The organism is Methanomassiliicoccus sp. (assembly GCA_033485155.1).
Lineage (GTDB): Archaea > Thermoplasmatota > Thermoplasmata > Methanomassiliicoccales > Methanomassiliicoccaceae > UBA6.
In genome coordinates this window covers 242,534-257,408 of sequence record JAWQJJ010000002.1, presented here as the reverse complement: position 1 = coordinate 257,408, position 14,875 = coordinate 242,534, and the positions used below count along the sequence as shown (strand labels likewise).

Sequence of the window (14,875 nt, the reverse complement as noted above, 5' to 3'; positions counted from 1 at the left end):
TAGAGCTGGTCCTATTTAATCTTCTCGGAGGGGGGCTCGCGGGAGACAAAGGTTTCGTATCGGCCGCCGATCGCGGTCCGGCTCGCACCATATGGATTCTTTTCTAATAATTTTGATACATGATATATAATTAGGCGGACGACATTCTTGTGCCGCCGAGTTGAAGATCAACGGCTGGGGAGATTGACAATACGGAGTGGAGTCAGAGCAAGGTCCGGCGGCGCCTCGCCCTATTGGCAGCGTTCTCGTTCGTCCTGATGACGTTAGCCATCATCTCGGTGTACAACGCTCCGATGGGCAAGTATGAATATTCTGTATATCAGAGCACTCCTGCCATCTTTTGGATCGCGATCATCCTGGGAATCGTTTCCGGTATCGCCACCCTAATCTTCAGCTACGGAAAAAGCCGATTCTTCTTCAGCGTGGGGCTATTCCAGCTCCTTATCACCAACTTCGTTCTTATCACACTCTACCTCTACAGGGGTTTCATCTACCTCGAGCGCTTCGATTCTCAGACCTACGTCGGCTTTGGGAAGGACATAGTCCAGCTGGGCTCGATCCCCGATTACAACTTCTATCCCATCGGATCACTGATCATGGCCATGACTGGGATGGTCACCGGACAGAGCGTTGTCATGATGTCGCAACTGTTCCCTGCCCTTTTCTTCACCGCCTACACTCTGGGCATCCTGTGCTGGGCAAGGGCCATATCGACCAAGCCGTTGTTCGTGACATCGATGATGATGGCAGCCATTCCCATCTTCTTCGCGTGGTACATCCCCACGATATACCACGAGACCTGGTGCGTGCTCATGCTCCCCTTCTTCTTTTTCATCCTGCAACGATGCACCACGGGAAAGGCGAGCTACAAGGCACTTGCAGGGTTGATGGTCCTCTTCTTCGTGTTCGGGCACCCCCTGGTCGCCGTTGGGGCCCTCCTCGTCATGTTCATCACCCTCTTGACTCAAGATCTGTCCAGAACGAAGGTAAGGTCCATCTCTCCTTCATTCCTTCTCTTCTGCGTCGTCATCTTGTTCGGCTGGATCGTCTTCAACGCGGGATTGGTTCGGGACCTTCAGAACATTGTGGAGCAGCTGATGGGATTGGCTGTGGGGGCCAGTACCCTGGGGACCGCTCAGGGGCAATCCTCCCAGATGGGAATTCTGTCGATAGTCCAATCGATACTCGTGGTGACAGTGGATGATCTGATCTACATCCTCCTGTCCCTTTGGGTGGGGATAATAATCCTCAAGAACGGATGGAGGACGCATCCGATGACCGTTACCATGGCCTGCTTCCTGGGCGGAGCGGCATTCCTTGCGGTGATGGTCGTGTTCACCTATACTCACAATCCCTTCCGGATGATCAATCTCAACTTCACCATGATCTTCACCATACCTCTGGTTGGTTACCTTCTATACACTTTCAGGAAGGATAAGAAGAGGTACCGGTCCCAGGCGCTGGCCGCCCTCATCGTGGTCTGCATGGTCGCCACCGTATTCACGATGTACCAGGATCCGTTGGAGGTCTATCCCAACGGAGCTTTGGCCAAGTCCGAGGTCGTCGGCAACAACTGGCTGATCACGGAGCAGGAGAACGGCTCGATGACCTACGTCGTCCTGACCAATCCCATCCGCTTCACCAGCCTGTCCCATGACGAGATCGCCGTCAGGCAGAACAGCAATTTGTGGAACATCACAGAAGCGTCCCCCCATCTCGATCCGTTCTTGAACGCCAACAGGACGGAAAGCATGCAATATCTGATCTTCTCCGACTACGACGTCCTCGCCTACACCAGGACCTGGGCGGCCGCCGACAAGTACAACGCCAGCGACTTCGGCTCGGTCACGTGGTCGACCGAGGTCAACCACGTTTACATGAGCGATTGTCTGACCACCTACACGAGAGCATGAGGGTCCATCGATGGTTGCGCTGATGACAGACGAACCGGTGAACGTTCCCATGACGCGATCTCCAAATCCTCCGATGGGGACGACCGAAACCGAGAGGCAAGTGCGGTCAGGTGCAGCCGGGGTTGGTGGCAAAGAAGTGGCTGTTGTCACCAACTTCTGGAAGGAGAGCGCCGGCGGGGGCATCAAGACATTCCTGGTCGGTTTCACCGATGAACTGCAGGCAGAGGGCATCCCTCATTTCGTGCTATTCAGGGAGGGGAGGGACCCCAAGAACGTCGCTCTGCCCCGCAACAAGCTCCTGTTCATGGCCGGTTCACTGCTCGAGCTGCTCCGATCCAAGCCCAAGGTGACCATCTCCTTGAGCTACTGGTTCTGCCTGATCCCCGGCCTGATGTATAGAAAGGTGAGCGGTACCCGCCTGATCGGTTCGGTCCACACCGTGGCCGACGACCCGTCCTTCCTGAACCGAAGGATGATGAGGTTCCTGTGGGGTCGGTGCGACGTCGTGGCCTTCACCACCGTGTACATGGAGGCGGAGACCAAAAAGATCTATGGCGCGACCTTCAGGAAGAGCATCATCACCTACGCTGGAGTGAATCCACCTTCGATCCCAGAGGAAGAGGTCAAAGTGTTCAGGACGCGGTACGGTCTGACGGACGGCGACATCATGCTGCTTGGACATGGCCTCCTGAACCATCGGCTCAAGTACGAGGGGGTGAAGCTGCTCATGTCGTCCCTGAAACTGCTCCTGGAACGCCATCCCCGTATCGTTCTCGTGCTGACGGGCGAGGGCCGGTACGCCGAGGAACTGAAGTCATATGCTCGACAGGAGGGCATAGCGTCCCACGTCGTATTTACAGGGAACCTGCAGAACCCTTTCTTGGCGGTGAGGGCGTGCGATATCTTCACCCACATCACCCTGAACGAGGCGCTGTCGATGGCCGTGCTGGAGGCGATGTCCCAGGGGAAGCCGGTCGTGGCCTCGGCGGTGGGAGGGATACCCGAGATCATCAACGAGAGCAACGGCCGATTGGTCAGCAACGAGCCGGAAGAGATCGCCGAGTCCATCGAGCGTTTCATCTCCGACCGCGAGGACCGGGAGCGAAAAGGACGCAAGGCCGAGCTGGACGCCCGCCGGTACACCTGGGAACGTACCGTTCGAGCTTATCAAGACAACTTCCGGTGAACTCGCCTAAACCGGGGCGGAGGACGCTGTCCAGGAAGCCCAAGCCGGCGCTGGTGGCGTTGGCCATGGCTGGCCAGGGGTCCGTTGTTGCAGGCGGGACACGAATAGCAAAGATTATTAATAAAAAGATATCTAATAAAATTGAATGGCACCGTTCCATTGCGAGCAGCTGACGAAGGACAACGAACAGGACTGGGAAGCTTTCAATCGTGACTGCCCGGATGGCACTATCTATCATTCGCTAAGATGGAAGCAGGTCATCGAGCGGTCGTTCGGCCATAAAGGCCGATATTTCATCATATATGACAAAGAGAAGCCGGTGGCCATTTGCCCCTTCTTCGAGGTCCCCCTTCATGGACGGAGATCGCTCACCCCTCCCCCGGCCACTGACATCAGGCATATCCTCGTCGACCGAGCGCAGGACATGGCCATCTACGAGGAGGTGGCGAAGGAGTTGACCGCGATGGCGAAGGCAGAGGGATACTCCTTCGCCATAGTCACCGATCCCGATCCCCGGGCCATTGAACGTGTCGATGCCACCCTGAGCCAGAGCCGATTGAAGACCTATCCCCTTCACACCAACGGCTACTTCATGCTCGATCTTAAGCAGAATCCTCCGGACTACATATGGAATACGTTGCTGTCGGGAAAGAGCCGACGCAACCACAGGAAATACGTCCGCCGGTTCGAGCAGTCCGGCTACACCATCCGGGATTCCAGGGACAAGAAGGACCTCGACCTGTTCTACACTTACTACGAGGAGAACCTCAATTACATCGGAGCTTCGCCCTTTGCCAAGTCCCACTTCGAGATTCTTTTCGATCTGTTCTCCAAGGATGAGCTCAGGATGACCTTCCTGGAGAAGGACGATCACCTGGCCGGAGGGGCGATGGGGTTGATCGATACTCAGAGAGGGGCCATCCACCTTCGTTATCTGGCCCTCAATCGAGACATCGGCAAGACCTATCATCCACCTTATGCGCTCTCATGGGAAGAGATCCAATTTGCCTACGCCAACAATATCCACCTGGTCTGCTTCGGCACCAATAACAAGGACCCTATGGACCGAAACTACGCCATGAAGAGGGGGTTCGGGCCCGAATACCATGACTATTACTCGACTGTGGCACCTATGAACTATGGCGCCCGGCTCATTTATTCAGGGTATCAGAAGCTCAAAGAGATCAAGGACCGGGACAAGCCCGTGCATCAGGCTAGCGAGGCCGGCCCCGCAGACGAGGGGACCAAAGGCAACGGAGAGTGACCGATCAGCCGATCTTTCCCTGATCAAGGACGATCTTGATGTACTCCTTCCTGGAGCACCTATAGAAGGCCTCACAGGCTTTGACCTTCTTGCCCCACCCGATGGCCCGGTATGAGTTCAGCCCGAAGACGCACTCCTTGATGTTCTGATGGTCAATCTGCGAGCGGTGGGCGTCCATGGCCTTCATCTTGGCATCGATGGTGTCGGTGATGTCGACGAGCAGGTTGGGAAAGAGGGGAGTCCACACCTCGTAGCAGTAGCAGATCACAGGCTCCCGGTAGTTCTTAAGAGCCTCCGCAAGAGCAATGGCCGACTGGATGTGGTCGGAATGGTTGTCGAAAATGAATGGAACGAAGATTATGTCCGGATGGAACATATCCAGGACCTCCCCGGTGGCGCCTATGGCATTGCGATCGGCGCGCAGGTCGCCATCCTTGTTGTCGAGGAACTGGCTATCGTGACATCCGATGATCTTGAGGCCTTCTTCGGCCTCCTGCCTCCGCATGGTCGCCAACTCCTGACCGCCGAGGTCCGGATTGCCCTCGCTCCCATCGGTGAAGTACAAGGTCTTGATGTGAGCGCCCCTTTCCCCGTACTTCTTAACCGTCCCTCCGCAACCGAGGACCTCGTCGTCGGGGTGGGGAGCGATGACTAGCACTCTCTGGGCCTCCTCCACCGGCCTGATGGGGGGTTGTGGCGAGCATTTTCCCACGGTGATCCGACCAAAAATTTTCACGAACTTCATATATCTCCTCATCTTCCCCCCGATAAGGAGAGGACGGACCCTCTCATCTACCTTGGCTGCACCTACCATGCGTTCCACCCCGCTCGTGTCAGATGATCATTTCCCATTTAAGAATTATCTATCATATATAATGGATAAACTATTGAACCATGCCTAATCGGTTTATTTATATATAAGTTGCAATCATAATATATCTCAGATGATAATCTAGGTCTAAAAGAATTGGAGATGAGGGGCAAGCAATGAACGTTCGGGTTTTCATGGAGGGGCCGCAAGACAAGACCGGTGGCGTCAGCAACCACATGAGGTACTTGAAGAAGGAAATGACCGGCATGCCTGGCCTGCAGCTCATTACCTACGACTCGTCCCTCTCCCGATCAGGAGAGAATATCGACGCCATCATCCACAAGATGTACGGCCGGTTCATCGGGTTCCCCATTCAACTGGTGAAGCGGAGGAAAGAATACGACATCGTTCATACTCAATCCTCGGGCGGGATGCCAGGGTTCATCACTGCCATGGTAGCTTCGGTGTTCACCCGCATCCTGGGAAAGGAGCAGATATTCACATTCCACTACAGCCAGACCGAGCAGTTCGTCTCCTCGCATCATCGGATGATGAAACTTGTGCTCGATTCCTCATCGGCGTGCATACTGGTCTCCAACCGGCAGAAGGAGGCGTTCGGTCAGGCGTTCGGTTCGACCGCTCTGGGCAAGATCCACGTCATCTCCAACGGGTTCAATCCCCAAGCCATCTTCCCGCTGGACAGGGAGGAGTCGAGGGCCAAGCTGGGCATCACCGCTCCGGGCAAGCTGCTGGTGAACATTGCCAACCTGGAGAGATACAAGGCCCACCGGCACCTGATCGAAGCGATGAGGATATTGTGCCAAAAGAGGGACGATGTCCATCTGTGCATCGTCGGCCACGGCTCCCAGGAGCAGGCTATCAGGGATCAGATCGAGAATAGCGGGTTGAGCGACAAGATCTCCCTAATCGTTGACTATCAGACCGCGGAGGGCATCTGCCTGTGGCACAACTCTGCGGACATATTCGTGCTGTCGAGCTGTCACGAGGGGAACCCGACAGTCATGTTCGAGTGCCTGGCCTGCGGGATCCCGTTCGTGGGGACCAAGGTGGGGGGAGTGCCCCAGATCGTATCCTCGGACCGATACGGGCTGCTGTGCGAACGGGGAGACCCGGCCGCACTGGCCGAAGAGCTGCAAAAGGCCCTGGAACGGGAGTGGGACCGGTCAGCCATCAGTACCTACGCGGCGGACTTCCACTGGAGGCGGATCGCCGAGGAGACGGTGAAGGTCTACCAGGGCGTTCTCGAGGCCACTGAGGTCGACAGACCCAAAGCGGCCGGCAATCCTCAGCCCGCGGAGAGCTAGCCCGGAATCGAGCCCATCCAAAAGGATGGGGGCGGGGCTACCCTCACCTCGTTCGGGCCGGGCTATCCGATCAGATGATTGTGTTGTTCAGGATGACGGTTCCCGTTCCGGCATTGGCTATGGAGCCTTTCTTGTAGAACGTGTTGTTCTGGATCACGTTCCCCGTGCTTATGGAATCGGAGATGGATACCCATTCACCGGAGACCCCGTTGATGGTGTTGTGGTCTATGACATTGTTGTTGCATCCGACCTTGGACCCGTCACTGACAACGATCCAAATCCCGGTGCCCTTGAGACCGGTAAGAACGTTATCGTGGAAGTAGGTCGAGCTGGCGTCCCACAGCTCCACTCCTGGGGCGCTGGTCCGGCCGCCGGTGATGGTGTTGCTGTAGACCTCATTGCCCACACCCCTGATGATCATCCCAACGGTGTAGGCATCGTGGATGTAGTTGCCGTAGACCTTGCCTCCCGAATTGCACTTGAAGTCGATGCCCTGGTCGCAGGCATAGGCGCCGGTGGTGTAGATCTCATTGTTGCGCACGATGGCGTTGGTGGCGAACCTGATCTGCACCGAGCCGAAGCCTCCCCAGCCAACCATGATGCCGGGGTGGTCCCCGTCCATCCCGCAGTCGATGCACAGGTTGTTTTCGATCAGATAATTATCGCCGATGTCTTCCAGACCCCTCAGGCTGGGAGCCTCGATGCCGGAGGCCTGGGTGCGGGCGACGGTGTTGCCCCGGATGATCATATCGCTGATGTCCTGCACGATCCCATCATCCTCGGCGTAGCAGTAGATGCCCGAACCCCCATCATGGAAGTTGTTGTTCTCCACCACGCAGTTGTTGCTGTAGACCAGCCCGCAGCATGACCCCACGCCGTTGTAGCTCTCGACGTTGGACACGGTGATCCGGCTGCACGATATGAACTCGATGAGATCGCTGGGGCTGTCATGGACCTTAAGCCCGGATACGGAGACGTCGCTGCAGTACCGGAAGTAGAAGGGAATGCTGGACTTGCCATTGCCGTTCCATTCCCCGCCCACGATGTCAAAGTAGGCCTTGGGCTGATTGGCCTGCCCGTTGGCGGTGAGCATGTGGTTGGAAGAGGTGGCGGTCACCGTCCCCTCGAGCTTGAGGGTGGTGTAGCTGGGAATTGTAATCGCCGAGGTGAGGGTGAAGCTGCCCTGCAGCAGGACTCCTTCCTTGACCGTCCTGCCGGAGGTCAGGGAGTTGAGGGCGGCCTGGATGACCGTGGCCGCGTTGGTGCCCGACGATATGGTCGCGCCGGTGACCGCGTTCTTGGCGTAGTAGGTCCCACCGACGTTGGTAACGATGTACTTGTAGGAGGAGGCCACCGTGGAGTTGGCACCGGTGGTCGTGTTGGTGGTCGTATCGGTCGTGCCCGTGGTGGTGTTGGTTGTCGGATCCGTGGTCGCGGAAGGTTGGGCTGTCGCAACGAACGACACGTTAGCCGAGGAACCGCTGTGGGTGCTGTCCCCGGCGAAGGTGGCAGTCAAAGTGAAAGTACCAGTCGTCGTCGGGACGTAGTCAGCGGTGAAGCTGCCATTGCTGTCAGCGGACACGGAGGATCCCTGCACCGGATAAGCCGTTCCACCGTTGGGCAGGGTCACCTTCAGCTGCACCGCCCCGTTGCTGATGACGGAGGCGCTGCTAAGCTGGCCGTAAGCGTGAATGGTGGCGCCGGTGTAGACGGTCGACGACGAGACTGTCAGGTCGATGGTCGAAGAGCTCTTGGCCACGGTCCCTTGGGAGGAGGTCGAAGATTTCACGATGAATGACTCGGTGTCGGTAGCTGAGGAGTAGTAGCTGTTTCCGTTGAAGGTGGCCACGAATTTGTGGGTACCGGTCATCTTGGGAGTATAGTCCATGGAGAACTTGCCATTGCTGCCCGTGGTTGTGGACGAGCCCTGGGTGGGGTAGGCGGTCAAGCCGTTAGGCTGGATGACCTTGATCGAGACTTTGGCATAAGTGATACCGCTTCCGGCCTTGAGGATGCAATCGGCGTGGACGTTCTTGCCCACGGTCTGGGTCGAAGAGTCGATGGATATGGTGATGGACGAGCTGACTTTGCGTTGTTTGCCGAAGACCGTCGGGTCAGTGCTTCCCGAGGTCAGGGGGACCATGACCGCGACGCTGATGACCATAGCCACAATCGCGACGACCACTACCAGATACTTCAGCTTCCGTCCGAGCTTATTAAAGACTTTTACCATCGAACCACCCCGCGCTTTCGCCCTGTCCTGACATTGTTGGCGTTTGGTTTTTAATATTATTTTATTAATAATACTCGATGATTGACAAAATTACTTGGCCTTCTAAGGCCGGAGATAATTAAAAAGTAGCATTCAAAATATCAAACCTGATTATTTGGCAAGATAGAAGAAACGGCGATCGTTTTTACCCCATGAGGCCGCAAGTTCGCTCTCCGCCATATTGCTGGCATGGCAAGCAAGGATGATCGGCGATTATCGACGACTCCAGGGCCGGGAGGGACGACGCCGGAACGAACCCTGCTCGTGATCAGTCCCGGACCATCACATAACCGACCACCGTGCAGATGGCAAAGGAACCGATCCACGCCATACCGATGCCATCCATTCCGTAAAGGGAGACCAATGCCAGCAGCAGGGCGAAGAACGATATCGCGTTTATCGCGCTGAGGATGATGAGCCCTCTTACCTTTCCCCTTATCTTCAGGGCCGTGCTCTCTGCCAGGTACGGGGCCAGGAACAGGCTGGAGATGACCAGCAGGTCCAGGATGATCGGTCCTTGGGCGGCGTACTCCTCGCCCAGGATCCCCAGGATCCAGGGTCCCAGGCAGATGATGAGCAGGACCAGGGGGATAAGTATGGCGTATATGACCATCAGGGATTTCTTGAATATCTTGCCCAGGCTCTCCCCGTGACTTCCCTCCACGAAAAGGGAGGTGGAGAAGGAAGATGGCACATAGAAGACAATGGCAGTGACGGACAGCGACATGTAGTAGATGGCAGCCTCGCTGGACCCAATCATGCTGTAGATGATGATGGGCGAAACCAGCGTCGGCAGGGAGTACAGGATGTTGCCGACATAGTTGCCGGTGGAGAACCAGAAGGACTCCTTGAAGTAGGCCCAATCGAACTTTCCGAGCCGGATGCCCATGCGGTAGAGGAAGATGGCACATACTCCGAACATCAGGACGTATACCAGGACCAGGGAGGCCAGGACACCCATGCTCCCGAGGGGGACGAAGGGGATCAGCAGGGGGACCCTCAGACCCAGCAACAAGGTCATTATCAGCACATATTTGGCCATCCGTGATCCGATGAAGGAGGTGCTGATGATACCGGACACGCTCATTACGCAGGTCAGCACCACGAACAGAATGCGATAGCTCGGATCGGTCACCAGGTCGGGCATCCATATGGAGGCGCCTAGGACGAAGACCACTCCCAGGACGACGGAGAAGAGAAGGTTAGCCTGCAGGGCCGTCCCGAAGATCCTTGACTTGTCCCGGCTGGGGAAATAGCGGATCATGGCCTGGTCCAGGCCCAACCCGGCGACCGTGGATATCAGGCTCGAGGTCGATATCAGAGTGGAAGCGAGGCCTATATCGCCTATGGAATAGTAGTGAGCGGCGATCACCCAGAACAATAGGCCGAGACAGGAGCCGGCTATCGAGGCCAGGATGATGAACAAGGAGTTGCGATACAGGCGATCCCGGTAGAGATTCAACGGATTGAAGGCGGAGAGGCGCGTCCTTACCGACTCAACGATATGATTCTCGAAGGTACGGGCCATGTCAGATCCTCCTCCGCCATGTTCGAAACAAGCGTCGGGGGATCGCATAAGCCTCCGAGATCGGGGCGGGATCATGGAGATGGCCCGATGGACGACGACCAATTCCAGAGCGGCATGATCTCGAGCCGGCAGGATCGGTCAGTTGAGATCGGCCGCATTCCGGACCATGATGAAGGTGAGAGACCGTGCAAGGCCGTTTAATGTCAGTAGCGTCCATGCTCGGTAGCCGATTAACATCCAACTATTAATATTCGTTCTGGATGGATAATCATACCCAGACCGGATCGGTGCAGCGACCTTTTCTCGAACCGACGAGCACGATGCAGTTAGAGATGATGATCGTCACCATGGAATGGCAACCATCGGCGACGTTCATAACGAGATAGGATAAAAAACGGTTGATGATGAAAAAATAAAGGGGTTTGGGGCGGCATCATCGGACCGTGAAGGTGCCGCTCCAGGCGTAGATGGTCGAATCCGACGTGCTGGTTATCTTGATCTGGTAGGAGCCAGATGCTTGCAGCAGGGGCACGATCCAGGTGTACGCCCCATCGTTGGTAGTGCTGCTCGTGATGACCTTGTTGAGCGCGCCGCTGCGATACAGCTCGATCTTGATCTGACCGATGTTCGCGGATTCCTTGGTCCATTTGATCGCCACGCTGGACAGCCGCCCGTAGCTCGACCCGTCCGTGGGCGAGGTCACGGTCAGCACCGCCTTACGGAGGGTGAACGTGGAGTCGCTCTGGTCGTAGTACTGCGGATAGTCGACGGACGCCACGCGGATGGAGTAGCCCGACCCCGCCGCCAGGGATGTGCTGACCGTCCAGGTGTAGCTTCCCGTATTGGTCGTGCTGGAGACCAGGGTCGCCACCTTGACCCCATCCTTCCACAGGGTGATGGATACTTTGCTCAGCACAGACAGGTCGCCCGTCCACTGGACGCTCACGCTCGCTCCCTGGACCAAGGTCTGCCCGCCGTTGGGACTGGTTATGGTCATCGCCGGAGCCCTGATGGTGAAGAGACCGCTCGTCCCGCTGACCCCGGCATTGGTGGTATCGGTCAGCTTGATCGAGTAATCGCTTCCCGCGGACAGGGTGTAGGGGAGCGTGAAGCTCTGGCTTCCATCGTTGGGAGTGGATGCGGACAGGGTCTGGACCACGACGCCGCCCTTAAGGAGGTCAACCTTGAGGTTGGACACCTTGCCGGCCGTGGTCCAGGTCACCTTGACGGTACTTCCGGCGATCGACGTCGAAGCCGAAGCGGGGGCGGTGACCGTCACCGCAGAGGTGGCGATCTGGACCTTACCCGGGCTTAGGGCGAACTGGCTCTGATCGCTGGCCGTGCTTACCCTGATCTGGTACCCCGATCCCAGGACCTCGGTCGCCGGAACCGTCCAGGAATAGGAACCATCATCGGCCGTGGTGGCAGCGATGGTGTCCACGACCGTCGACCCCTGCATGAGGTCGATGCGGACATCCGCACTGCCGCTGGCGGTCCAGGTGATGGTGTAGGACGAGCCTCTGTACCAGGTCGCGTCGGTGGCCGGAGCGGTCACAGTGATCGCCCTTACCGGGGTAGCGGACTTCTCGTTCGATTGGACGCCGGTGCCGATCGAGTTCACCGCGGCGACCTTGTAGTAGTAGGTGACGCCGTTGGTGACCGCGCTATCGGCGTAGGTCAGGACGTTGCCGACGGTGGTCAGCAGGGTCTCGCCGTTGGTCGAGGTCCCGCGATAGATGGCATATCCGGTGATTGTGCTGCCGCCGTTGCTCGACGGAGCACTCCAGGTCAGGGTCACCTTAGCGTCTCCGGCGGTGGCCGAAGCCAGGGTGGGAGCGGAGGGCACGGCCACTGGCTTGGCCGAGACCTCGCCGGACAGCGCACCTTCCTTCGCCGAGTTTACGGCACTTACCTTGTAGTAATAGGTAACGCCGTTGGTGAGCGAGGCATCGGTATAGGTCGCCACGTTACCCAGGGTGGTCAGCAGGGTCTCGCTGCCCGATGAACTGCCCCGGTAGATCTTGTACCCGGTGATGTCGCTGCCACCATTACTGGCGGGAGCTTTCCAGGTAAGAACGACCTGGCCGTTGCCGGCGGTGGCGACCACGTTCTGAGGTGCCGACGGAGCGGTGATCGCCGCTGTCGGGGCAGCCGAAGATTCGCTGGACTGGGGGCCCTCGTTGACAGCATTCACCGCACTAACCTTGTAGTAGTAGGTGACGCCGTTAGTGACCGCGGTGTCAGTGTAGGTCAGGACGTTGCCGACGGTGGTCAGCAGGGTCTCGCTGCCCGATGAACTGCCCCGGTAGATCTTGTAGCCAGTTATCGTGCTGCCGCCGTTGCTCGACGGAGCGCTCCAGGTCAGGGTCACCTTGGAATCCCCTCCCACGGCGCCTATGTTCTGCGGAGCACCAGGGGTGGCCCCCTGGGTCTTGACCTCGATGACATCGTTGGACCGCGCGAACAACACGATCTGGTTGCCTGCGACGGTATAGTCGGTGCCCTTGGCCAATAGGTTTCCGTTCTTCAGCACCAGTGCCGAACTGGCAGTGGAGAAGCTTATCGTGAGCCTGGACGGGAAGCCGTTGCACTCGACCGAGAACTTGACGTCCTGGTCGGGAGAGTAGGTCTGATAGTGTATCTTGGTGTCGACCTGGTTCGCGATGCGATAATAGTACTCGTTGAATCCGATGATGTGCTTACCTTCGTAGTTGTCCACCCAATTCACGAAGTTACTGTAGCTGATGGAATAGTCGTCCGCCACCGTCTGATCGGTGTTGTGGGTGAAGCAGGGGTAGACCATCTGAGCATCGGATACTTTGGACCAGAACTCCGACCACCGCTCATCGTCCAGGTTACCGATGTTCGCAAGGTACCCGGTGCCGGAGCTACCGGTCCTCCATAGCATATGGAGAGAGTTGTAAGCGTAGACCGCGTTGTCAACGGTATCGCTGTTATACAGCGAGCACCAGGTGGTCGGTGCTTGACCGAAGATCTGGGTTATCTGGTTGTACTCGCTGAGCATCAGGGCTTGAGCATCCTTGGCTGACAGGGTGTTCAAGGCCTTACTGAAGTGTATGCCCAGCTCCCAGCCCTTTGCCAGCAGATCCTTGGCGTAGGTGATCTGCTCGGGGTACTGTTGCAGCCAGACTACATCTACCCAGGCGACGCCCACATCGCCTTGGGCATACATGTACGAGGTCCCCTGGGCATTTATCTGCACCTTGGGGGCATCGATGCCGAACGACAGGTAATCGTTACCCGGAACCGCGGTGACGACACCGCCGCTGACCGTCTCCTTGACGCCGTATAGGAGCACGGACGCCCAGGTCGCATAAGAGCCTAATTCGTTGTCGAACCGCAGCATGGGCAGGGTCAAGGGGTCGTAGGGAAGGGCCTGGATGGACCAGCTGCTCATGGGGGTGGTGATCTTGTACTCGTCGTTGTAGAAGATGGTGAGGCTCTTGGTCGTCCCGACCGCCATTATGTGGATGGTGTTGATGCCATCGCTCAGCGCGCTGGCCGGGACATCGTAATACTGGTACGCATAGTCACTGGCGGACGTTGCATAATACGATATGACCCTGGCACCTCCCTCGGGGAGGGAGAGGGTCTGTATCACGAACGTCGAGCCGGTGATATAGGTGCTCGATTTCCAATGATCCGAAGTCACCTTCAGATCAATCGTGATGTTACCATTCACGAAGGGCTCGATACCGACGTACATCGAACCGACCTGTCCGCTGGCAGTCTTGTATTCCACAGCTCCCTCGCCCGTATTATAGCTCAGGGTCGCATCGGTGCTGTACTGCAGATTGTTGCCGAGCACGATGTTCTGTGGTATGGCCGCGTTCTGAGAATAGTCCTGATCGAATATCGTTACTTCCGATGGCGCAGGACCACTGTCCGCGTCAGCGTTGGATGTGAACATCACGAAGAATGAGCACGCCAACAGCATGACTGCGATGGTGATCGAATACGCCGACAATCTTCCAATCTTACTACTATCTTTGATATTTACGCCCCCCATTTTAAATATGAGTTATAATTCCGTGAAAATAATAGTTGATTAAATATTACTTAAATATTTCTGCCATTTGGGATGCCATTTACTGGTATCTTTCCAGATAATGAGTAAAATGGCCGCCTCTTGCGGACGCAGAAAAACGGACCGAATTCTTTCGATCGAAGGTTGCAAATGCACCGGCGACGAGGGTTGAGGGACGAATATTCCCGGCGCCTTTATCGCGAAAGATGGTAAGCCCACCAAGTTCACAAGCGGACCTCACTTTCGGCCACCCCTCCGAAACGAGGATAACCGACCTAGGTCGATAGCTATGCAATCCATGCAAAAGAGCCAACACTACGTCCTGAGAACTGTACTTTGTCCGGGATGCGGACATCCCCAGGTCCTCAAATTCAAGCTCAACGAGGTCCAGGTCACCGAGAGGTGTGAGGCCTGCGGGAAGGTCGCCACCTTCGAGAGGGCCCTCTCAGGGGCCGAAGCATGGAGATCGGTCCGCTGATCTTCTCTCCGATCTTTCACCTGGGGCAGGTGCGGCGGGTGTTTTTGCGC

General features: G+C 56.9%; 9 protein-coding genes. 5 read left to right on the top strand and 4 right to left on the bottom strand.

Annotated features, from left to right (window positions below; translation table 11 throughout):
* Positions 1–233 precede the first annotated feature (233 nt).
* The 3 genes from SA339_04290 to SA339_04280 all read left to right on the top strand — a co-directional run bounded on the left by SA339_04290 (position 234) and on the right by SA339_04280 (position 4,363).
* Entirely contained in the window at positions 234–1,913 is a 1,680-nt protein-coding gene (locus SA339_04290) for a hypothetical protein (GenBank protein ID MDW5562425.1), read from the top strand.
* Between the two features lie 136 nt (positions 1,914–2,049).
* Positions 2,050–3,099 carry a glycosyltransferase family 4 protein gene (locus SA339_04285; GenBank protein ID MDW5562424.1) on the top strand — a complete coding sequence of 350 codons (1,050 nt, stop codon included), beginning with the start codon at positions 2,050–2,052 and terminating at the stop codon, positions 3,097–3,099.
* 145 nt (positions 3,100–3,244) lie between these two features.
* The gene (locus tag SA339_04280; protein MDW5562423.1) at positions 3,245–4,363 is read left to right on the top strand and encodes a GNAT family N-acetyltransferase; all 1,119 of its coding nucleotides are present in this window, start codon (positions 3,245–3,247) and stop codon (positions 4,361–4,363) included.
* A 4-nt stretch (positions 4,364–4,367) separates the two neighbouring features.
* Here the strand turns inward: SA339_04280 and SA339_04275 are convergent, their stop codons facing one another.
* A complete protein-coding gene (locus SA339_04275; GenBank protein MDW5562422.1) occupies positions 4,368–5,177 on the bottom strand; it encodes a PIG-L deacetylase family protein in 810 nt (269 codons plus the stop codon).
* A gap of 173 nt (positions 5,178–5,350) precedes the next feature.
* On the opposite strand from SA339_04275, the gene SA339_04270 reads away from it, so the two are divergent.
* Entirely contained in the window at positions 5,351–6,499 is a 1,149-nt protein-coding gene (locus tag SA339_04270; protein ID MDW5562421.1) for a glycosyltransferase, read from the top strand.
* Positions 6,500–6,569: 70 nt separating this feature from the next.
* On the opposite strand, the gene SA339_04265 is transcribed toward SA339_04270, so the two are convergent.
* From SA339_04265 to SA339_04255, 3 genes are all read right to left on the bottom strand, one after another.
* Positions 6,570–8,732: a right-handed parallel beta-helix repeat-containing protein gene (locus SA339_04265; GenBank protein ID MDW5562420.1), complete on the bottom strand. Its 2,163-nt coding sequence runs from the start codon at positions 8,730–8,732 to the stop codon at positions 6,570–6,572.
* A 307-nt stretch (positions 8,733–9,039) separates the two neighbouring features.
* Positions 9,040–10,299, bottom strand: a complete 1,260-nt coding sequence (locus SA339_04260) for an oligosaccharide flippase family protein (GenBank protein MDW5562419.1) — start codon at positions 10,297–10,299, stop codon at positions 9,040–9,042.
* A 433-nt stretch (positions 10,300–10,732) separates the two neighbouring features.
* Complete coding sequence (locus SA339_04255; GenBank protein ID MDW5562418.1) at positions 10,733–14,287, bottom strand: Ser-Thr-rich GPI-anchored membrane family protein; 3,555 nt, start codon at positions 14,285–14,287, stop codon at positions 10,733–10,735.
* 349 nt (positions 14,288–14,636) lie between these two features.
* On the opposite strand from SA339_04255, the gene SA339_04250 reads away from it, so the two are divergent.
* The gene (locus SA339_04250; GenBank protein ID MDW5562417.1) at positions 14,637–14,825 is read left to right on the top strand and encodes a hypothetical protein; all 189 of its coding nucleotides are present in this window, start codon (positions 14,637–14,639) and stop codon (positions 14,823–14,825) included.
* The last annotated feature ends 50 nt before the right edge of the window (positions 14,826–14,875 follow it).